Annotated in this window: 19 protein-coding genes; 11 read left to right on the top strand and 8 right to left on the bottom strand. The window is 64.5% G+C overall.

Annotated elements, in window-relative coordinates:
- Positions 1 to 28: 28 nt before the first annotated feature.
- The 3 genes from PVZ78_RS04030 to PVZ78_RS04020 are packed head-to-tail and all read left to right on the top strand — an operon-like array spanning position 29 to position 2,911.
- The gene (locus tag PVZ78_RS04030) at positions 29 to 1,150 is read left to right on the top strand and encodes a glycosyltransferase family 4 protein (RefSeq protein WP_273828256.1); all 1,122 of its coding nucleotides are present in this window, start codon (positions 29 to 31) and stop codon (positions 1,148 to 1,150) included.
- A complete protein-coding gene (locus PVZ78_RS04025) occupies positions 1,143 to 1,919 on the top strand; it encodes a polysaccharide deacetylase family protein (protein WP_273828255.1) in 777 nt (258 codons plus the stop codon). The genes PVZ78_RS04030 and PVZ78_RS04025 overlap by 8 nt, the downstream gene beginning before the upstream one ends.
- A complete protein-coding gene (locus PVZ78_RS04020; RefSeq protein WP_009050488.1) occupies positions 1,916 to 2,911 on the top strand; it encodes a lysylphosphatidylglycerol synthase transmembrane domain-containing protein in 996 nt (331 codons plus the stop codon). The genes PVZ78_RS04025 and PVZ78_RS04020 overlap by 4 nt, the downstream gene beginning before the upstream one ends.
- On the opposite strand, the gene PVZ78_RS04015 is transcribed toward PVZ78_RS04020, so the two are convergent.
- Positions 2,898 to 3,080 carry a hypothetical protein gene (locus PVZ78_RS04015; protein ID WP_016703378.1) on the bottom strand — a complete coding sequence of 61 codons (183 nt, stop codon included), beginning with the start codon at positions 3,078 to 3,080 and terminating at the stop codon, positions 2,898 to 2,900. The two genes, PVZ78_RS04020 and PVZ78_RS04015, sit on opposite strands and share 14 nt — an antisense overlap.
- Positions 3,081 to 3,189: 109 nt before the next feature.
- A complete protein-coding gene (purU, locus tag PVZ78_RS04010) occupies positions 3,190 to 4,038 on the bottom strand; it encodes a formyltetrahydrofolate deformylase (RefSeq protein ID WP_007931173.1) in 849 nt (282 codons plus the stop codon).
- Positions 4,039 to 4,376: 338 nt separating this feature from the next.
- Here purU and mvaT point away from each other — a divergent pair, with 338 nt between their 5' ends.
- A complete protein-coding gene (gene mvaT, locus PVZ78_RS04005) occupies positions 4,377 to 4,751 on the top strand; it encodes a histone-like nucleoid-structuring protein MvaT (RefSeq protein WP_007931174.1) in 375 nt (124 codons plus the stop codon).
- Positions 4,752 to 4,855: 104 nt separating this feature from the next.
- On the opposite strand, the gene sbcB is transcribed toward mvaT, so the two are convergent.
- Complete coding sequence (gene sbcB, locus PVZ78_RS04000; RefSeq protein ID WP_124314277.1) at positions 4,856 to 6,286, bottom strand: exodeoxyribonuclease I; 1,431 nt, start codon at positions 6,284 to 6,286, stop codon at positions 4,856 to 4,858.
- Positions 6,287 to 6,468: 182 nt separating this feature from the next.
- Here sbcB and PVZ78_RS03995 point away from each other — a divergent pair, with 182 nt between their 5' ends.
- The 6 genes from PVZ78_RS03995 to PVZ78_RS03970 are packed head-to-tail and all read left to right on the top strand — an operon-like array spanning position 6,469 to position 13,262.
- Positions 6,469 to 7,191 (top strand): RDD family protein, encoded by a 723-nt coding sequence (locus tag PVZ78_RS03995; RefSeq protein WP_009050491.1) that lies wholly within the window; start codon positions 6,469 to 6,471, stop codon positions 7,189 to 7,191.
- Positions 7,188 to 8,165: a stage II sporulation protein M gene (locus PVZ78_RS03990; RefSeq protein WP_009050492.1), complete on the top strand. Its 978-nt coding sequence runs from the start codon at positions 7,188 to 7,190 to the stop codon at positions 8,163 to 8,165. The genes PVZ78_RS03995 and PVZ78_RS03990 overlap by 4 nt, the downstream gene beginning before the upstream one ends.
- Positions 8,152 to 9,690, top strand: coding sequence for a DUF4129 domain-containing protein (locus tag PVZ78_RS03985; protein WP_009050493.1), 1,539 nt, complete (start codon positions 8,152 to 8,154; stop codon positions 9,688 to 9,690). Before PVZ78_RS03990 ends, PVZ78_RS03985 begins: the two co-directional genes overlap by 14 nt.
- The gene (locus PVZ78_RS03980) at positions 9,687 to 10,850 is read left to right on the top strand and encodes a DUF4350 domain-containing protein (RefSeq protein ID WP_009050494.1); all 1,164 of its coding nucleotides are present in this window, start codon (positions 9,687 to 9,689) and stop codon (positions 10,848 to 10,850) included. Before PVZ78_RS03985 ends, PVZ78_RS03980 begins: the two co-directional genes overlap by 4 nt.
- The gene (locus PVZ78_RS03975) at positions 10,847 to 11,872 is read left to right on the top strand and encodes an AAA family ATPase (protein ID WP_103331432.1); all 1,026 of its coding nucleotides are present in this window, start codon (positions 10,847 to 10,849) and stop codon (positions 11,870 to 11,872) included. The genes PVZ78_RS03980 and PVZ78_RS03975 overlap by 4 nt, the downstream gene beginning before the upstream one ends.
- A 58-nt stretch (positions 11,873 to 11,930) precedes the next feature.
- Entirely contained in the window at positions 11,931 to 13,262 is a 1,332-nt protein-coding gene (locus PVZ78_RS03970; protein WP_028683251.1) for a DUF58 domain-containing protein, read from the top strand.
- Positions 13,263 to 13,265: 3 nt separating this feature from the next.
- Here PVZ78_RS03970 and PVZ78_RS03965 read toward each other — a convergent pair whose 3' ends face one another.
- Both PVZ78_RS03965 and PVZ78_RS03960 read right to left on the bottom strand, forming a co-directional pair.
- Entirely contained in the window at positions 13,266 to 13,625 is a 360-nt protein-coding gene (locus PVZ78_RS03965; RefSeq protein ID WP_009050497.1) for a PilZ domain-containing protein, read from the bottom strand.
- 152 nt (positions 13,626 to 13,777) lie between these two features.
- Positions 13,778 to 14,152: a hypothetical protein gene (locus PVZ78_RS03960; protein WP_038634706.1), complete on the bottom strand. Its 375-nt coding sequence runs from the start codon at positions 14,150 to 14,152 to the stop codon at positions 13,778 to 13,780.
- Between the two features lie 157 nt (positions 14,153 to 14,309).
- On the opposite strand from PVZ78_RS03960, the gene pyk reads away from it, so the two are divergent.
- Complete coding sequence (pyk, locus tag PVZ78_RS03955; protein WP_009050499.1) at positions 14,310 to 15,761, top strand: pyruvate kinase; 1,452 nt, start codon at positions 14,310 to 14,312, stop codon at positions 15,759 to 15,761.
- A 183-nt stretch (positions 15,762 to 15,944) separates the two neighbouring features.
- Here the strand turns inward: pyk and PVZ78_RS03950 are convergent, their stop codons facing one another.
- From PVZ78_RS03950 to PVZ78_RS03940, 3 genes are read right to left on the bottom strand one after another with little or no spacing between them, the layout of a single operon-like run.
- Positions 15,945 to 16,694, bottom strand: a complete 750-nt coding sequence (locus PVZ78_RS03950; protein ID WP_009050500.1) for an enoyl-CoA hydratase-related protein — start codon at positions 16,692 to 16,694, stop codon at positions 15,945 to 15,947.
- Between the two features lie 28 nt (positions 16,695 to 16,722).
- The gene (locus PVZ78_RS03945) at positions 16,723 to 17,661 is read right to left on the bottom strand and encodes an iron-sulfur-binding ferredoxin reductase (RefSeq protein ID WP_009050501.1); all 939 of its coding nucleotides are present in this window, start codon (positions 17,659 to 17,661) and stop codon (positions 16,723 to 16,725) included.
- On the bottom strand, positions 17,654 to 18,760 hold the full coding sequence (locus PVZ78_RS03940) for a GGDEF domain-containing protein (protein ID WP_273828254.1): 1,107 nt from the start codon (positions 18,758 to 18,760) through the stop codon (positions 17,654 to 17,656). The genes PVZ78_RS03945 and PVZ78_RS03940 overlap by 8 nt, the downstream gene beginning before the upstream one ends.
- Positions 18,761 to 19,057: the final 297 nt, after the last annotated feature.

Below are 19,057 nucleotides of genomic sequence, written 5' to 3'. Positions count from 1 at the left end.
ACCCTAAGGAGAACACCGGATCGGAGGGATGATCATCGTGCATATCGCTGACATAACCATGTTCTACGCCCCTGCCAGCGGTGGCGTGCGCACTTATCTGGACGCCAAGCATCGTCGCCTGGGACGCCAACCAGGAATCCGCCACAGTTTGCTGATCCCCGGGGCTCACTTCAGCGAACGCGACGGCATCTATAAAGTCCCCGCTCCCGCCCTGCCCTTTGGCAAGGGCTACCGTTTTCCCCTGCGCCTGGGGCCCTGGCGCAATGTGCTCCATGACCTGCAACCGGACCTGATCGAAGTCGGCGACCCCTACCTCACCGCCTGGGCGGCCCTGGATGCCCGCCGCCAGCTGGATGTACCTGTGATCGGCTTTTATCACTCGGACCTGCCGCTGCTGGTCAGCAACCGCATGGGCCCCTGGTTCACCCCGAATGTCGAGGCCTATGTGCGCAAGCTGTACGGCAATTTCGACCGGGTCCTGGCCCCCAGCCAGGTCATGGCCGACAAACTGATCGGCCTGGGCGTGCGCAACGTCTATGTGCAACCCCTGGGCGTGGACCTGCAGACCTTCCACCCGAGCCACCGCGACCCTGGCCTGCGCGCCGCACTGGGGATTGCCGAAGACAGCCGCCTGCTGATCTTTGCCGGCCGTGGCTCCAAGGAAAAGAACCTGCCGGTGCTGCTCAACTGTATGCAGCGCCTGGACAAGCGCTACCACCTGTTGCTGGTGGGCTCGGCCATGCCGACCGCGGTGCCGGAGAATGTCACGGTGATCGACCAGTTCTGCCCGGCCCCTCAGGTCGCCCGCCTGATGGCCAGCGCCGACGCCCTGGTACATGCCGGGGATCAGGAAACCTTTGGCCTGGTGATCCTGGAAGCCATGGCCAGTGGCATTCCCGTGGTCGCGGTGGCCGCCGGGGCCTTTCAGGAAATCGTCACCGCGGAAGGTGGCCTGCTGTGCGCGCCAAACAATCCGCTGGCGATGGCCCAGGCCGTACAGGAATTGTTCGCCCAAGGCTGTGCCGAGCGAGGCCAACGGGCGCGCCGCCATGTCGAACGCTACTACGCCTGGGATACGGTGGTCGCCAGCCTGCTGGAGCACTACCGCGCCGTACTCGGCATCCAACAGCCGATGCTGGCCCATGGTTGAGTCCGCCGGTGTGCACAGCGTGCTGCTGGTCTTGCACGATGTCGCGCCACAGACCTGGATCGACTACCAACCCTTCGTCGAAGCCGTCGACGCCATGGGCAACGTGCCGATGACCTGGCTGGTGGTACCGGATTTTCACCGGCACAACCCGCTCGACGCTCATCCCGGTTTTCGCCGGCTGCTCAGCGCGCGCCTGGAACGGGGCGACGAACTGGTGCTGCACGGTTACTTCCATTGCGATGAGGGTCCGCCACCGCGTACCCCGTATGACGGGTTCATGCGCCGCGTGTACACCCATGAGGGCGAGTTCTACAGCCTCTCGGAAAATGCTGCCCTGGCACGCCTGCATGCTGGCCTGGAACTGTTCCAGCGCTATAACTGGCCCCTGCAGGGGTTCGTCGCCCCCGCCTGGCTGATGAGCCCGGGCACACGCCAGGCCCTGCGCCAACTGCCTCTGCGCTACACCAGCGGCCCGCAACAGCTGTACCGGCTGCCGGACTTCTCGCCGATCGCCGCCCCCGGCCTGGTGTGGAGTGCCCGCAGCGCCTGGCGCCGAAAAGCCTCCCGACTGGTCAGCCTGCAACGTGAACGACGCTGGCGGCAGGCACCGGTGATTCGCCTCGGCCTGCACCCGGTGGACATGCGTTACCCCGACTCGCGCCAGTACTGGCTGGACACCCTCGAGCGCCTGCTGGAACAAGGACGAAAGCCGCTGACCAAGGCCGACTGGCTCGACACCCAGCCGCCAAGGGCGCGCGGTACCCCATGAGCCGGGCGATCTGGCTGGCCATGGCCTTGCTGGTGGCGATCCTGGTGCCGCTGCTGCTGGGCGGCGGCGAACTGTGGGGGCGAGTCCAGCGTTTTTCCCTGCCGTTACTGCTCGGCATGCTGAGCATGATCCTGCTGTGCTGGGTCATCAATTCGCTGCGCCTGAGCCTGCTGCTGGGCCGACACCGCAGCCAGCTGGGACGCTGGAAGAGCCTCGCGGTGGTGATGTCCACCGAGTTCGCCATCTGCGCCACGCCCGGCGGCAGTGGCGGCCCCCTGACGCTGATGGCCCTGCTGGCGCGCAATGGCGTGCGCCCGGCCCGCGGCAGTGCGGTGTTTGCCATGGATCAGTTGAGCGACCTGCTGTTTTTCCTCTGCGCGCTGCTGGGGATCCTGTTCTACGCGCTGTTCCAGAACCTCAGCCAGCGCCTGGAATGGCTGCTGATCCTCAGCAGCCTTTCGCTGTTCGGCGGGTTATGCATCTGCCTGGCGATAGCCCTCTACCACCGTCGCCTGATCCTGCTCAGCGGCCATCTACTGGCGCCCTTCAAGGTTCGCCCCGCTACCCGTCGACGCCTGGCGCGCAAGTGGCTGCACTTCCTCAAGGCCTTCGGCGACAGCCTGAAACTGCCCTGGCAGACCCTGACGGGAGTCTTTGCCCTGACCTGCCTGCATTGGGCGCTGCGTTACAGCATGCTGTACCTGGCGTTGCGCGGGCTGGGGGTGGACCTGCAATGGGCCTGGACCTTTCTGATCCAGATGCTCGCCCTGAGCGCAGGGCAATTCAGCCTGCTGCCCGGCGGCGCGGGAGCGGCGGAGCTGACATCGGCGGCGCTGCTGGCGCCCATGGTGGGGAAAACGACGGCGGCCGCGGCCATCCTGATCTGGCGGGCCGTTACCTATTATTTCTATCTGCTGGCCGGCGGGCCGGTATTCCTGCTGATGGTCGGGCGCCCCTTGCTGCGCACCCTGATGAAGCTCAAGCAGGCTTAGGCGGGTCTGTGTCCGGGGCATCCTGCTGCAACTGCTGCCACAACTCGGCGGCGCCGGGAAACTCGGTACCGTCCTCGGCGCTCATGTCGTCCGGGTCGTAGCGACTCAGGCAGCCCTCGCCGAGGGTGGCGGGTGCCTTGGATGTGGCTTTATCCAGTGGATCACTCATCGGCCGATCCTCATCAAAAATCGCCGGGCCTGGAGCTTGGATGCCCGGGCCCGGCGAATTCGATCAGAGCATTTTTTGATCAGAGCACTCTCGATCAGAATACTCTCGATTAGAACACTACAGTCTTGTTGCCGTGCACCAGCACGCGGTCTTCCAGGTGGTAGCGCAGGCCGCGGGCCAGGACCATCTTCTCGACGTCACGGCCGAAACGCACCATGTCTTCGATGCTGTCGCTGTGGCTGACACGGACCACGTCCTGCTCGATGATCGGGCCGGCGTCCAGCTCTTCGGTCACGTAGTGGCAGGTCGCGCCGATCAGCTTCACACCACGCAGGGAAGCCTGGTGGTAAGGCTTGGCGCCGACGAACGACGGCAGGAAGCTGTGGTGGATGTTGATCACCTTGTGCGCGTATTCGCTGCACAGTTCCGGCGGCAGGATTTGCATGTAGCGCGCCAGCACCACCACTTCGGCGTCGTGCTGCTTGACCAGGCGCGAGACCTCGGCGAACGCCGGCTCCTTGTCCTGCGGGTTGACCGGTACGTGGTAATAAGGAATGCCATGCCACTCGACCATGCTGCGCAAGTCGTCGTGGTTGGAAATCACACAGGAGATTTCGCAGTCGAGTTCGTCGCTGTGCCAGCGATGCAGCAGGTCAGCCAGGCAATGGGACTCGCGGCTGGCCATCAACACCACGCGCTTCTTTTGCGCGGTATCGGTGATACGCCAGTCCATCGAGAATTCTTCGGCAATCGGTGCGAAGGCTTCACGGAAGGCTTCAAGGCCGAACGGCAAAGAGTCGGCACGTATTTCGTGACGCATGAAGAACCAGCCGCTCAGGTCATCCGAGTGGTGACTGGCTTCGGTGATCCAGCCGTTGTGGGACGCCAGAAAGTTACTGACTTTGGCAACGATGCCAACGCGGTCCGGGCAAGAAATCACCAACCGAAAAGTGCGCATGAGGGGGAAACTCCAGAACTTCGCAAAGGCCGCCATTCTAGCGATTGCGCGACAAAACTGCAGTATTCGTGATGTCGGAATCCGATTCCTCTGAGCCACCTGTAGGGCTCATGCCCGATGCGAGCGGGAAATCAGTCACACTTGGAAATAGTCCCATAACTCTTTGGGAAATATTCCTGCGGACTCGCTCACAACATTTAACTCATCACTCAGCTTCTTTGCTAAACACTCTAATCAAATTAAATAAAAGCCGGCTTTATTGTTTACTTGGGCAAACTGCCTGACTATTATTACGCCATTATCACCTGCCACTCAGCACTCAACATAAGGCAATTCTCATGTCCCTGATCAACGAATACCGCGCCACAGAAGAAGCTATCAAAGAGCTGCAAGCCCGTTTGAAGAACCTGTCGCAAGACGACAAACTGCAAGCCGAGCTGGAATTCGAAGGCAAACTGCGCGCCCTGATGGGTGAATACTCCAAGTCCCTGCGCGACATCATCGCGCTGCTGGATCCGGACTCGAAAGTTAAGGCGCCACGTGTTGCCGCCAAAACTACCGGCACCAAGCGCGCGCGCAAGGTCAAACAATACAAGAACCCGCACAACGGTGAAGTCATCGAAACCAAGGGTGGCAACCACAAAACCCTGAAAGAGTGGAAAGCCAAGTGGGGCGGCGACGTGGTCGAAGGCTGGGCAACCCTGCTGGGTTAAGCCGTACGCCCGTCACAGAGGGATTTGCGACCTTATGAAAAAACGCCAGCTTGCTGGCGTTTTTTTATTTCCGGCAAATACCCGAAATGTTCTAAGCCGAACAATCAAAGGCCGAAGCGCAGGGCCAGCGACCGGCTGTAATCCTGCCATTCATCCAGCACCTGACGCTGAATCGATGTAGCACTCGCCAGTAGTTCGGCAGCCGCCTGATTGAAACTTTCCAGGGTATTGGGCGCTCCCCACTGCGGGTCGCACAGACGCTGCTGACAGAATGTTTTCCAGCGCTCTTGCTCCTCCCCGTTCAAGGTGTCAGGAAAGTTACGGGCGCGATAACGAAATAATAATTCCGGCAAACGTTCATCATCGAACGGCCATTGCTCTTGCCCTAAATGAACCGGCTCGGCATTGCGCACTTGTTCGCATAAGCGTCGGTCGCGATCACCGATAAAACCGTCGTACAACTGCTGCTCGGGATCGAGGCTGGGAGCAAAATCCTCGCTGGCATAAATCGCCGCAAGTTTATCCCGCCAAACTTCTTGTGCGTCACTTAGCCGCAGCGCCCGGGCCTTATATTCCGCCATGTCCAGTTGCAAGCGCTGCTGGTCTTCGCCGCGCAATACATTCAGCGGCGCGACGACCGGACAGCGGTTGATATGGATCAGCTTCAACGGCACCGGCAGCTCGCCTTCGGCCAGGTCTTCGCGGCGGGTATACAGGCGCTGGCGCAGCGTCTCGGCGTCCAGGTCGAGCAATCCCTGCGGGTCCAGGTGCAGGTCGCAGACAATCAGGGCGTTGCGATTGCGCGGGTGCCAGGCCAGCGGCAGGACCACGCCGACATAACTGCGCGCCGCGGAAAAGCGTCCGGAAATATGCACCAGCGGTTGCAGCAGGCGGATCTGGTCCATGACCTTCTGTTTGCTGCGCAACTGGAACAGCCATTCATACAACTTCGGCTGTTTGTCGCGAATCAACTTGGCCAAGGCAATGGTGGCGCGCACATCGGACAGCGCTTCGTGGGCATGCCCGTGATCGATGCCATTGGCGGCGGTCAGGCGCTCCAGCTTCAGGGTCACCCGCCCTTCCTCGTCCCGTGGCCAGACGATTCCTTCCGGGCGCAAAGCATAGGCGGTGCGCACCACATCGATCAGGTCCCAGCGGCTGTTGCCGCCTTGCCACTCGCGGGCATAAGGGTCGAAGAAATTCCGGTACAGGCTGTAGCGGGTCATCTCATCGTCGAAGCGCAGAGTGTTATAGCCGGCGCCACAGGTGCCCGGCGCCGCCAGCTGGGCGTGCACCCGGGTCATGAAATCGGCTTCGCTCAGCCCCTGCTCGGCCAGCCGGCCCGGGGTAATGCCGGTGATCATGCAGGCCGCCGGATGGGGCAGGATGTCGTCGCTGGGCTGACAATAGAGATTGACCGGCTCGCCGATCTCGTTGAGTTCGAAGTCGGTGCGAATCCCTGCCACCTGCAACGGCCGATCGCTGCGCGGGTTGATGCCGGTGGTTTCGTAGTCGTACCAGAAGATGGAAGTCACGGGCTGTTCCTGAGCAAAAGACCGGCAAAGTCTAGGCGCTTGGCACCGGCCGCGGCCAGCCTTCTTGCGATTCAAGGGTAACGGCGCACGTCACGCGGGACAGTTAATGATGTCGTTCGCCCCTCCGACACTGCTAGCATCAGGCGGTCATTCATCGCCACCAGGCCAGCCTCACGTTGCCTATGCTCGAGACGACAGCACTGCCAGGGAAAGCATTGCCCCCGCCACTGGACACTCGCTACCAGGTCGAAACGCCAGAAGGCATCGACCTGCCGCTGCGGCCGGCGGGGCTGATGTCGCGCGCCCTGGCCTTTGCCATCGACCTGGGCTTTCGCGGCCTGATCCTCGGCGTACTGTTTATTGTCCTGGGGTTTCTCGGACAGCTCGGCATGGGGCTGGGCTCGATCCTGCTGTTTCTGGTCAGTTGGTGGTACATGGTGCTGTTCGAGGTGTTGAACCAGGGCCGCTCGCCCGGCAAGCAACTGATGGGCCTGCGGGTCGTGCAGGACGATGGCACGCCGATCGGCTGGGGCCCTTCCCTGACCCGCAACCTGCTGCGTTTTGTCGACATGCTGCCGTTCGGTTATTTCCTCGGCGCCATCAGCTGTTTGCAGCACCCGACCTTCAAGCGCCTCGGTGACCTGGCCGCCGGCACGCTGGTGATCTATCGCGAGCAGCCGGTGGTCCGCCCAACCTTGCCGGCCGTGCCCGCCAAAACCGCCGCCTTCGCCCTGAGCCTGGCCGAACAGCGGGCTATCCTCAGCTTCGCCGAACGCCAGGAGCAACTGTCCGCGCAGCGGGTCCAGGAACTGGCCGCCCTGCTCGCCGAGCCCCTGCATGTAACGCCGGCGCAGGCCAGTGCCGAACTCAACGGTATTGCCCGCGGGCTGCTGGGGCCGACATGAAACAGAGCCTGTTCGAAAGCCGTCATCAAGCCTTGTGGCAGCGCCTGCGCGAACAGCTCGAGCAACTGGAGCGCGGCCAGGCGACGCCCGAGACCTGCGCCCGCTTCCCTGAGGATTACCGCCGTTTGTGCCAGCACCTGGCCCTGGCCCAGGAGCGCGGCTACAGCAGTTTCCTGGTCGACCCGCTGCAGCAGTTGGCGCTACGTGGCCATCAGCAGCTCTATCGCCAACGCAGCCCGTTGGGCGCCCGGGTCCTGGGCTTCATCCTGGCCGGTTTCCCGCAACTGGTGCGCGAACAGTGGCGCTTCGTCCTGGCCGCCAGCCTGGTGTTCTTTGGCAGCCTGCTGGGTATCGGCCTGCTGGTGTACCTGGTGCCCGAACTGATCTACAGCGTGGTCAGCCCGCAACAGGTGGCCGAAATGCAACGCCTCTACGATCCGGACGCCAGTCGCCTGGGCCGCCTCGCCAACCGGGCCGCCGGCGAAGACTGGATGATGTTCGGCTACTACATCATGAACAACATCGGCATCGCCTTTCAGACCTTTGCCAGCGGCCTGTTGTTTGGCCTGGGGAGCCTGTTCTTCCTGTTCTTCAACGGCCTGACCATCGGCGCGGTGGCCGGCCACCTGACCCAGATCGGCTATGGCGCCACCTTCTGGTCGTTTGTCGTCGGCCACAGCGCCTTCGAGCTCAGCGCCATCGCCCTGGCCGGCGCGGCGGGGCTGAAAATGGGCTGGTCGCTGATCGCCCCCGGGCGCCTGCCCCGCGGCGAAGCCTTGCTGCTGGCCGCGCGCACCAGCGTGCGGTTGATCTGCGGGGTCATCCTGTTCCTGCTGATCGCCGCGTTCATCGAAGCCTATTGGTCCTCCCTGACCTGGCCGGCGCTCTGGATCAAATACCTGGTCGGCGGCACCTGCTGGCTGCTGGTCCTGGCCTACCTGATATTCGCTGGACGCCGTCATGCGCCTGAGTGAAGCCAGCGTGGTGATTCGCCCGCGCACCACCTGGGAAGCCATGGACCTGGGCGTGCTGCTGAGCCAGCGCCACCGGCGCCTGCTGATGACCAGCTGGGCGCTGATCACCCTGCCGGTATTCGCCCTGCTCAGCCTGCTGCTCTGGGACTCGCCCACCCTCGCCCTGCTGCTGTTCTGGTGGCTCAAGCCGGCCTTCGAACGGCTGCCGCTGTACATCCTCGCCAAGGCCCTGTTCGGCGAAACCCCGACCTTGCGCCAGGCCCTGCGTCAATGGCCCAGGCTGCTCAAGCCGCAACTGCTGGCCAGCCTGACCTGGCGGCGCCTGAGCCTGAGCCGCAGCTTCATCATGCCCGTGGTGCAGCTCGAGGGCCTGAGCGGCGAGGCGCGCCAGCAACGGGTGCGGGTGCTGCAACAGCGTTATGCCGGGGCCGCGCACTGGCTGACCCTGATCGGCGTGCACCTGGAAGGTGTTTTGTGGATCGGCCTGCTGGCGCTGTTCTATCTGCTGCTGCCGCAGCAGATCGAGCTGGACTGGGACTGGCAGACGTTGATCGCCGCCGCCGAGCAGGACTGGCTCTGGCTCGAACACCTGACCAACGCCTTTTATGCGCTGATCCTGATTGTCTGGGAGCCGGTGTACGTCGCCTGCGGCTTCAGCCTCTACCTCAATCGCCGCACGCTGCTGGAAGCCTGGGACATCGAGTTGGTGCTGCGCCGCCTGCGCCAGCGCTTGAGCGGCGTCGCCGTGCTGCTGGTCCTGGGCAGCCTGAGCCTGCTGCCCCTGGCGCCCGAGGCCTGGGCCGCCGAGCCGCTCGCCACCCCCGACAGCCCGCGCCTGCTGGAGCAACCGCTGACCAGCCAGGCCGCGAAAGACAGCATCGACCAGATCCTCGACCAGCCGCCCTTCAAGAACCCGCAGACCGTGACCCGTTACCGGTTCGCCGAAGACAGCCCGAAAAGCGCTGAACAATCCGAGCTGCCGGGCTGGCTCAAGGCCCTGATCGATCGGCTCGACAGCAGCGTCTTCGGCGCCGCGGCCAAGGCCCTGGAGATCCTGCTCTGGGCCCTGCTGCTGGGAGCGCTGGCCTTGCTGGTGTGGCGTCATCGCGAGTGGTTGCGGGCCTTTGTCGGCCGTCGAGCGCTGCCTGGCAAGATCCCCGCGCGCGCCGCTCCGCAACAGTTGTTCGGCCTGGACCTCAACCCCGACGCCTTGCCCGAGGATGTCGCCAGCGCAGCCGAAGCGCTCTGGCCACAGCAGCCACGCGAAGCCCTCGGGCTGTTGTACCGCGCGCTGCTGAGCCGGCTGCTGCATGACTTTCGCCTGCCGCTGAAACCGGCGGACACCGAGGGCCAGGTCCTCGAACAGGTCAAGGCCTTGCAGTTGCCCCAGCTCCAGGCGTTCAGCAACAGCCTGACCCTGCACTGGCAGAACCTGGCCTACGGTCATCGCCTGCCTCCCGCGCAGTTGAGGCAGGAACTGTGCGATGGCTGGCGGACCCTGTTCGGCCCGGGAGCCCCACGATGAACCGGCGCCTGCTGCCGCTGCTCGCGCTGCTGATCGCCGGCCTGCTCGGCGGCTTGCTGCTGTACCTCTACCTCAACGCCCGGCCCTATCAGGAAACCATCGATCACGGCCCCTCCCCGCAAGCCCGCGCCAACCCTTACCTGGCGGCGGAAATGTTCCTGCGCCAGCGCGGCTTGCAGGTCCACCACGCCAACGGCCTGGAGGTGCTGCCGACCCTCAAGCCGGAACAGCACAGCCTGTTGCTGCTGGGCGAGCGCTCGAACATGACGCCGCAGCAGGTCGAGCACCTGCTGGACTGGGCCCGGGCTGGCGGGCGCCTGCTGTTCGTCGCCGAAGCACTGTGGAATAAAGAGGCCGGACGCAGCGGCGACCTGCTGCTCGATCGCCTGCACCTGCGCCAGTTTCTCAGCAAGGACCTCAAAGCCCCGCCGCCCGGCGCCGGCAAAGAGCCTTACCCGAAACTGACCAAGCTCTACCTGGAAGACGAAGACGCGCCGGCCTACATCGGTTTCGATACCGACTTCCACCTGGAAGACCCGGACAACCTCGCCCAGTCCTGGGCCAACAGCGCCCGGGCGACCCACATGATGCAACTGAGCTATGGCAAGGGTTCGGTTACCGTGCTCACCGATGCCGAGATCTGGAAGACCCCACTCATCGCCAAGTACGACAACGCCTGGCTGCTCTGGTACCTGAGCGCCGACAGCGACGTCACCCTGCTGTTCGACACCGATCACGACAGCCTCTGGAGCCTGCTGCTGAAGTATTTCCCCCAGGCATTGGTCGCCCTGGCGGCGCTGCTCGGCCTGTGGCTGTGGCATGTCGGGGTTCGTCACGGGCCGATGCAGGCCCCGGCCCCCAGGGCCCGGCGCCAGTTGCGCGAGCACCTGCAAGCCAGCGCCCACTTCCTGCTGCGCCATACCGGCCAGCAAGGACTGCTGCACGCCCTGCGCCAGGACATCCTGCGCCGCGCCCAGCATCGGCATCCCGGTTTCGAACGACTCACCGCCGCCGAACAAGGGCAGGTACTGGCCCGCCTCACCCGGCAACCGGACAGCGTCATCAGCCAGGCCCTGGCTCCCCAGCCGACACAACGCCTTTCCAGCGCCGACTTCAGCCGCCTGGTCACCCACCTGCAAACTCTCAGGAATGCCCTATGAGCGACCTCCCCGCCGAACCGCTTCCCGCCACCGAGCCCGGTCATGCGCAAGCGCATGCCGCCCAGCAACGCCAGCGCGCCAGCCAGTTGGCCCAGGCCCTGCGCCACGAGCTGCAAAAGGTCGTGATCGGCCAGGACGCGGTGATCGACGACGTGCTCACCGCCCTGATCGCCGGCGGCCATGTGCTGCTCGAAGGCGTGCCGGGGCTGGGCAAGACTTTGCTGGTACGCGCCCTGGCCCGTTGCTTTGGCGGCGAGTTCGCGCGCATCCAGTTCACCCCGGACCTGATGCCCAGCGATGTCACCGGCCATGCGGTCTACGACCTGCAGACTGAGCAGTTCAAGCTGCGCAAGGGCCCCTTGTTCACCAACCTGCTGCTGGCCGACGAGATCAACCGCGCGCCGGCCAAGACCCAGGCCGCCCTGCTCGAAGCCATGCAGGAACGCCAGGTCACCCTCGAGGGCCGGGCACTGCCCATCGCCCAGCCCTTCATGGTCCTGGCCACGCAGAACCCGATCGAACAGGAAGGCACCTACCCGCTGCCGGAGTCCGAACTCGACCGTTTCATGCTCAAGCTGCGCATGGATTACCCGGACAGCGACGAGGAATTGAACATGGTCCGCCAGGTCACCCGCTCGCCCCGGGCCGACATGCTCGACGTGCAGCCGCTGCGTACCCTGCTGCAGGCCAAGGACGTGCTGGCCCTGCAGCGGATCGCCAGCGACCTGCCGCTGGACGAGCAGGTCCTCGACTATGCCGTGCGGCTGGCCCGGGCCACCCGCAGCTGGCCTGGGCTGACCCTCGGCGCCGGGCCGCGCGCGTCGATCGCCCTGGTCCGCGGGGCGCGGGCCAGGGCCTTGCTGCGCGGCGGCGAGTTCGTCATTCCGGACGACATCAAGGGCTGCGCCCTGGCGGTGCTACGCCATCGCGTGCGGATCGCCCCGGAGCTGGATATCGAAGGCCTGTCGGTGGAGCAGGTGCTCAAGCAACTGCTCGATCAAGTGCCGGCACCGCGACTGTGAGCTTTGTGACCTTGAGTTTCATGACTATGAGCTTCATGACTGCGAGCCCGCCGAAGCGATGAAACCCACACGCCTGTTTCTGACCTGGCTTGGCGTATTGCTGGCGCTGGACGTGCTGCTCGGCGCCGCGCGCGCCTACGGCCTGGCGGTCGCCGCCAGCCTGCAAGCGATTGCCTGGGGCCTGCTCCTGGCCCTGTTGCTGCTGGCCATGCTGGACGCCTTCCGGCTCAGGCGCCTGCCTTCGCCCCAGCTCCGACGCCAGTTGCCCGGCAGCCTGCCCCTGGGCCGCTGGAGCGAAGTGCGCCTGGAGGTTCGCCACGACTTTACCCAGCCGCTGACCCTGGAGCTGTTCGATCATGTGCCGGATGGCCTGGGCTTCGAATACCTGCCGCAGTCACTGCTCCTGGAGCCGGGCCAGTCGCAGGCGCTGGGTTATCGGGTGCGTCCGCTCAAGCGCGGCCATTTCAACTTCGAGCGCTGCGAGATCAGCCTGCCCAGCCCACTGGGCCTGTGGTCGGCGCGTCGGTTGCTGAAGCTCAACGACAGCACGCGCGTCTACCCGGATTTCGCCCGCCTCTACGGCGCCCGGCTGCTGGCTGTCGACAACTGGCTGAACCAGATCGGCGTACGGCAACAGCCGCGTCGTGGCCTGGGCCTGGAGTTCAACCAGCTGCGCGAGTTTCGCGAAGGCGACAGCCTGCGCCAGATCGACTGGAAAGCCACCGCCCGGCAACGCACGCCGATTGCCCGCGAGTACCAGGACGAACGCGACCAGCAGATCGTCTTCATGCTCGACTGCGGCCGACGCATGCGCAGCCAGGACGGTGAACTGGCGCATTTCGACCATGCGCTCAACGCCTGCCTGCTGCTCAGTTATGTCGCCTTGCGCCAGGGCGACGCGGTGGGCCTGAGCACCTTTGCCGGCGAACGCCGCCGCTACCTGGCGCCGGTCAAGGGCGCGGGCCAGTTGAGCGCCTTGCTCAACGCCGTCTACGACCTGGACAGCAGCCAGCGCTGCGCCGACTTCCAGGCCGCCGCCAGCGAGCTGCTGGCGCGGCAGAAACGCCGGGCCCTGGTGGTGCTGGTGACCAATCTGCGGGACGAGGACGACGAGGAACTACTGACCGCGGTCAAGCGCCTCGGGCGCCAGCACCGGGTACTGGTGGCCAGCCTGCGCGAGGAAGTCCTCGATCAGCTGCACCAGGCGCCCGTGCACAACCTGCCCGACGCCCTGACTTACTGCGGCACGATCAATTACCTGAATGCCCGTGCCGACCTGCATGAGCGCCTGAGCGCCCAGGGCGTTGCCCTGCTCGATGTGCGGCCGGGTGAACTGGGGGCGGAACTGGTGACCCGTTACCTCAGCTGGAAAAAGGCCGGGACGCTGTAACGGTCAGGCGGAGGTCTGCAACGGGTAGAAACTGAAGTAGCTGCGCAAGGCCGTCACCAGCTCGCGGTACTCGGGAGGCGAACGCAGCAGCACGAAGCCGGTGTCGTAATGATGGGGCGTGACATCTTCATGGCACCAGCGGCAGGAGGCAGTGATCTCGATCGATTGCAGCTGGCCGTCGCGGCCGGGCACCTGCAGGCGCAACTCGAAGTCGGCGCCGATCAGCATCGGCAACTGGCTGATCAACATGAAGCCGTCTTCGGAGACGTTGCCCAGATAACCGATGGGTCGATCGGTCAGCCGATTGAACACTTTCAAAAAACACGGCAACTGGTGCCGCTCGATCCGCCGGTCCGTGAACATGTCATGCATCGCTATTCAAGAAGGTCATTCAACATCGTCGCGCCGAGGACTGTCGGCCCCGGTCGGCCCATTTTAGAAACAATACTCTAAAACAGGCTCACAGATGTTAGCTCAAGGCTCATGCGGGATCAGCAATAGCCTGATGACGATTGTTACAACGCGGTCGGACGCGCTTGAGCGCTGCCGCGCGAAGGGAAATGCCCCAGTTGCTGCAGGGTTTCCAGGCGCGCGCGGGCGCGGTAGGCGTATTCGCTGTTGGGGTGCTCGGTGATGATGTACTGATAGGTCTGCGCCGCATCGAGGAACAGCTTCTGCCGCTCCAGGCACTGTCCGCGCAGCATCGATACCTCGGGCTGGATATAAGGGCGCGAGCGACTCGTGCGGTCGACCTGGCTCAGTTCGAGCATCACCCGTTCGCAGTTGCCGGCGTCATAGGCGCGGTAGGCGGTATTCAGATGATGGTCCATCGACCAGCGGGTACAGCCGACAACACTGACGGCCAGGGCAGCAATGAGCACGAATCGCATGGGGGTTCTCCTGTCTTGTGCACGTTATCGACCCGCGTTGGAAAATCTTCAGGAATGTTCGTTTAAAGAAACAAACGAATAAGTAGTGCAAACGAACAATGACTACAGCTGCGGACCATAGTAGCCTCTCGTTGCGCTTGAACTCAGGAGTCTTTGCATGTCCGTCCGTCGTACCAAAATCGTCGCTACCCTTGGCCCGGCCAGTAACTCGCCGGAAGTTCTCGAACAGCTGATTCTGGCTGGCCTGGACGTCGCCCGCCTGAACTTCTCCCACGGCACCCCGGACGAGCACAAGGCTCGCGCCAAGCTGGTGCGTGACCTGGCCGCCAAGCATGGCCGCTTCGTCGCGCTGCTGGGTGACCTGCAAGGCCCGAAGATCCGTATCGCCAAATTCGCCAACAAGCGCATCGAGCTGAAGATCGGTGACAAGTTCACCTTCTCCACCAGCCACCCGCTGACCGAAGGTAACCAGGACATCGTCGGCATCGACTATCCGGACCTGGTCAAGGACTGCGGCGTGGGCGACGAGCTGCTGCTCGACGACGGCCGCGTGGTGATGCGTGTCGAAACCGCCACCAGCACCGAACTGCATTGCGTCGTGACCATCGGCGGCCCGCTGTCGGACCACAAGGGCATCAACCGTCGCGGTGGCGGCCTGACCGCCCCGGCCCTGACCGAAAAAGACAAGGCCGACATCAAGCTGGCCGCGGCCATGGACCTGGACTACCTGGCCGTGTCCTTCCCGCGCGACGCCGCGGACATGGAATACGCCCGCCAACTGCGCGACGAAGCCGGCGGCACCGCCTGGCTGGTGGCGAAGATCGAGCGCGCCGAAGCCGTGGCCAACGACGAAACCCTCGACGGCCTGATCAAGGCCTCCGACGCCGTGATGGTGGCCCGTGGTGACCTGGGCGTGGAAATCGGCGACGCCGAGCTGGTGGGCATCCAGAAGAAAATCATCCTGCACGCGCGTCGCCACAACAAGGCGGTGATCGTCGCGACCCAGATGATGGAGTCGATGATCCAGAACCCGATGCCGACCCGCGCCGAAGTGTCCGACGTGGCCAACGCCGTGCTCGACTACACCGACGCCGTGATGCTGTCCGCCGAATCCGCCGCCGGCGCCTACCCGCTCGAAGCGGTCCAGGCCATGGCGCGTATCTGCATCGGCGCGGAAAAACACCCGACCAGCAAGACCTCCAGCCACCGCATCGGCAAGACCTTCGAGCGCTGCGACGAGAGCATTGCCCTGGCCACCATGTACACCGCCAACCACTTCCCGGGCGTTAAAGCGATCATCGCCTTGACTGAAAGCGGCTACACCCCGCTGATCATGTCGCGTATCCGCTCCTCGGTGCCGATCTACGCGTTCACCCCGCACCGCGAAGCCCAGGCCCGCACTGCGATGTTCCGTGGCGTCTACACCATCCCGTTCGACCCGGCATCCCTGCCGCCAAGCGAAGTCAGCCAGAAGGCCATCGACGAGCTGGTCAAGCGCGGCGTCGTGGAGAAAGGCGACTGGGTGATCCTGACCAAGGGCGACAGCTACCACACCACCGGCGGCACCAACGGCATGAAGATCCTGCACGTTGGCGACCCGATGGTCTGAGTCCCCCTGATGCAACAATAAAAAGCCCCGCAGTGAAGACTGCGGGGCTTTTTTATTGATCCTGCGAACCTGTAGGAGCGAGCGGGCGGCGATCCGACTTGCCCGCGATAGCTACACCGCGGTCCACCAGAAACAACGCGTTGCCCGCGATCGCGAGCAAGCTTCGTTCCTACAAGGCTGGAATCAGCCCTTGGCAAGAAACCCCGACAAGGCAGCCAGTGCTTCCGGCGAATGCAGGCGCTGGGTGAACAGGGTGCCCTCCTCCTCGATCACCTTGCGCAGTTGTTCGCGATCGGGCGTGCGCATCAGCTGCTTGCTGATCTGCACCGCCTGCGGCGCCAGCTTCTCGAAACGCAGCGCCATCTCCCGGGCCTTGTCCAGGGTCGCCACGCCATCGGCCAAGGCCAGGTTGGCAATGCCCCACTGCGCCGCCTGTTCACCGCTGAAACCTTCGCCCAGCAGCAACAGCTCCGCGGCCCTGGCCGGCCCGAGCAGGCGCGGCAGGATCAGGCTGGAACCGAACTCCGGGCACAAGCCGAGATTGACGAAAGGCATGCGCAAGCGGGCATCGCGGCTGACGTACACCAGGTCGCAATGCAGCAACAGGGTGGTGCCAATCCCCACGGCCGGGCCCGCGACCGCGGCGACCACCGGCTTGCGGCATTCGAACAGGCTGCGCATGAACTGGAAGACCGGGCTGTCGAGCCCGCTGGGCGGCTGCTGGAGGAAGTCGGCAATGTCGTTGCCGGCGGTAAAGCAGTCGCTGCTGCCGCTGAGCAGAACCGCACGGACCTCAGGGTCGGCGTCGGCTTGTCGCAGTCCTTCGGCCAACTGGCTGTACATGGCCCGGGTCAGGGCATTTTTCTTGTCCGGGCGGTTCAGACGCAGGGTCAACAGCCCGCCCTCGCGTTCAAGCAGGATGGTATCGGTCATGGGGGTCTCGCTCAGGCCGGATCAGCGCTCAACCACGGGGCAGGAATACGTCGGCCAGCAGTTGATTGCGCGGCAGCCCCGCCAAATACAAGCGTCGGGCGAAGGCATCGACGCTGTCGGGGTGCCCGCAGAGTAAGGCCTGGGTTTGCCGCGAAACAAGCCGCAGTTGTGCCAAAGCCGCTGGCAGCTCGGTCGCGGTCCATAGCTCGACACTGAGGTTGGCGCGGCTCGCCGCCAGCGCCGCCAGAGGCTTGGCCAGGTAATGTTCGCTGGCGTCATGGGCCAGGTGAATGACGCGGATGGCGCCTTGATGATCCTGGCGCAAAGCCTCGCGCAGGATGCCGAACAAGGGCGCCAGCCCGGTGCCCGCCGCCAGCAGCCACAATGGCCGGGTTTGCCAGTCCGGGTCGTAATGCAGCGCCCCGCCGCGCAGCTCGCCCAGGCGCAAACCATCGCCGGGCTTGAGCTGGCGCGCCGCGTCGCTGAACTCGCCGGGCTGGCGGCAATCGAGGTGGAATTCGAGAAAACGGTCTTCGCCGGGCAGGCTCGCCAGCGAATACGGCCGCGCCACGCCGGAGGCCGTCCACAGCACCAGGTGCTGGCCGGCCTGATAACGCAGGTTGCGCTCCGGCTGCAAGCGCAGGCGCAGCACCGTGGCCGACAGCCAGTCGACGCCCACCACCTCGGCCGGCGCGCCATCGCGCAGCGGGTCGTAGGTTTCGACCCGCAGGTCCTCCACCACCTGACACTGGCAGGCCAGCCGCCAGCCGCGCTGGCGCTGATCGTCGCTCAGGGCATCGGGCCGGCTGTCGCTGGGCAGGCCCTCGACGCAGTGCACCAGGCAGGCGTGACAACTGCCGGCACGGCAGCTGTAAGGCACCGCCACGCCAGCCTGATTCAAGGCATCGAGCAGATTGCTGCCGGCGGCCACCGACCACTGCCGCTCACCGACACGCAGCTCAGGCATCGATATTTTCCCAGGCCGCGGCGCAGCGGTTGCGCCCGTCGCGCTTGGCCCGGTACAGCGCCTGGTCGGCGCGTTGCAGGGCGTCGTCCAGATCGTCGCCCAGCTCCACCAGGGTCATCCCCACGGACAGGCTCAGGCCATGCACCTCGACCCCGATCAACTGGGCGTCCATGAAGGCCACGCGCAGACGCTCACAGCAGGAGGTCAGGCGTTCGGGATCGCAATCGGGCAACAACATGACAAACTCCTCGCCGCCGTAGCGGGCCAATACATCACCATCGCGCAAGCAGGCGCTGGCCACGGCGGCGAACGCCTGCAGCACCTGATCGCCGGCGGCATGGCCGTGCACGTCGTTGATCCGCTTGAAGTGATCGAGGTCGATCAGCGCCAGGCCATGCATCTGGTCCAGGCTCATCGCGTGCAGTTCGCGCGACGCCAGCCGCAGGAAATGCCGTCGATTGTACAGGCCGGTCAGTTCGTCGGTGGCGACCAGGTCTTCCAGTTGTCGCATCATGCCGCGCAAGGTGTCCTGGTGCGCCTGCAAGGCGAAGCGCCGTTGCCGCATGCGCTGCCGGGAAGCCTGCACATAGCTGGCATACAGGCACAGCCAGGCCAGCACCACGAACAGCACGCACACCTGCAGCACGGCGAGCATCGGATCGGCCAGGCGGAAGTGGTAGCCGTCCCACAGCGTGATCCCGGCAAAGCCGATGAAAATGCACAGGGCGCACCGCACGAAGGCCCGGCGCGGAAGGTGGAACAGGCCGAACAACAGCATCAGCGGATAGAACACCAGGAAGGTGCCGCGCGCGGTATCGAGGTGGGCCAGCATCCAGGTCTGCCAGCCGATGCCCAGGAGGATCTGGATCTCGGTCAGGCTCGGGTCGCGAAAGCGCAGGTTGCGCCCGGACACAAACAGCCAGAACAGCACCGCCTGGCTCAGCACCACCAAGCCGGTATCGATCAGCGCCGAACGCAGCGGCGCCGAATAGTAGCCACTGAAAATCGCCAGCCAGAGCAGCAGTAACGCCAGTCCATAGGTACCCGCCGCAAGAACGAAGCGCTTGAGTAAAAGACTCTGGATAGCGTTATGGGTCAATCGTTGACTCACCATGCGAAAGGGGGCTTTAAAGAGTTTCCTACCCTACAGGCCACTTGCCACTTTAGTGGTGTCGCCAAAAAATAACTATCCCATTTTTGTCCCCGCCCGGCGCCATCCCGCCCCGGGCCGCACTCACCGTCATGCCTGGCGGCATCCCCGGCTGGCGTGTCCCGGGCATGCGACTTTGGTTTGACTGCCGGCGCGTGTGCCTGGCCCCGAGGCGCGGTATACTGCCGCGCCTTTTTAGCGTCGCGCCAGTGTGTCCGGCGTGCCTTGAAGGTGTTTGCAACCGAC

The sequence above is a fragment of the Pseudomonas sp. SBT1-2 genome, from assembly GCF_028640875.1.
Lineage (GTDB): Bacteria > Pseudomonadota > Gammaproteobacteria > Pseudomonadales > Pseudomonadaceae > Aquipseudomonas > Aquipseudomonas chlororaphis_I.
This window is presented reverse-complemented; position numbering and strand designations above follow the sequence as displayed.

What these genes read in the sequence shown, in the direction of transcription:
- PVZ78_RS03945 (WP_009050501.1), bottom strand. Translation starts at nt 17,661, where the DNA reads ATGCCTGAGCTGCGTGTCGGTGAGCGGCAGTGGTCGGTGGCCGCCGGC.
- PVZ78_RS03995 (WP_009050491.1), top strand. Translation starts at nt 6,469, where the DNA reads ATGCTCGAGACGACAGCACTGCCAGGGAAAGCATTGCCCCCGCCACTG.
- PVZ78_RS04030 (WP_273828256.1), top strand. Translation starts at nt 29, where the DNA reads ATGATCATCGTGCATATCGCTGACATAACCATGTTCTACGCCCCTGCC.
- PVZ78_RS03985 (WP_009050493.1), top strand. Translation starts at nt 8,152, where the DNA reads ATGCGCCTGAGTGAAGCCAGCGTGGTGATTCGCCCGCGCACCACCTGG.
- PVZ78_RS03965 (WP_009050497.1), bottom strand. Translation starts at nt 13,625, where the DNA reads ATGTTCACGGACCGGCGGATCGAGCGGCACCAGTTGCCGTGTTTTTTG.
- PVZ78_RS04015 (WP_016703378.1), bottom strand. Translation starts at nt 3,080, where the DNA reads ATGAGTGATCCACTGGATAAAGCCACATCCAAGGCACCCGCCACCCTC.
- PVZ78_RS03960 (WP_038634706.1), bottom strand. Translation starts at nt 14,152, where the DNA reads ATGCGATTCGTGCTCATTGCTGCCCTGGCCGTCAGTGTTGTCGGCTGT.
- PVZ78_RS03980 (WP_009050494.1), top strand. Translation starts at nt 9,687, where the DNA reads ATGAACCGGCGCCTGCTGCCGCTGCTCGCGCTGCTGATCGCCGGCCTG.
- PVZ78_RS03950 (WP_009050500.1), bottom strand. Translation starts at nt 16,694, where the DNA reads ATGACCGATACCATCCTGCTTGAACGCGAGGGCGGGCTGTTGACCCTG.
- PVZ78_RS04025 (WP_273828255.1), top strand. Translation starts at nt 1,143, where the DNA reads ATGGTTGAGTCCGCCGGTGTGCACAGCGTGCTGCTGGTCTTGCACGAT.
- PVZ78_RS03970 (WP_028683251.1), top strand. Translation starts at nt 11,931, where the DNA reads ATGAAACCCACACGCCTGTTTCTGACCTGGCTTGGCGTATTGCTGGCG.
- mvaT (WP_007931174.1), top strand. Translation starts at nt 4,377, where the DNA reads ATGTCCCTGATCAACGAATACCGCGCCACAGAAGAAGCTATCAAAGAG.
- purU (WP_007931173.1), bottom strand. Translation starts at nt 4,038, where the DNA reads ATGCGCACTTTTCGGTTGGTGATTTCTTGCCCGGACCGCGTTGGCATC.
- pyk (WP_009050499.1), top strand. Translation starts at nt 14,310, where the DNA reads ATGTCCGTCCGTCGTACCAAAATCGTCGCTACCCTTGGCCCGGCCAGT.
- PVZ78_RS03975 (WP_103331432.1), top strand. Translation starts at nt 10,847, where the DNA reads ATGAGCGACCTCCCCGCCGAACCGCTTCCCGCCACCGAGCCCGGTCAT.
- PVZ78_RS04020 (WP_009050488.1), top strand. Translation starts at nt 1,916, where the DNA reads ATGAGCCGGGCGATCTGGCTGGCCATGGCCTTGCTGGTGGCGATCCTG.
- PVZ78_RS03990 (WP_009050492.1), top strand. Translation starts at nt 7,188, where the DNA reads ATGAAACAGAGCCTGTTCGAAAGCCGTCATCAAGCCTTGTGGCAGCGC.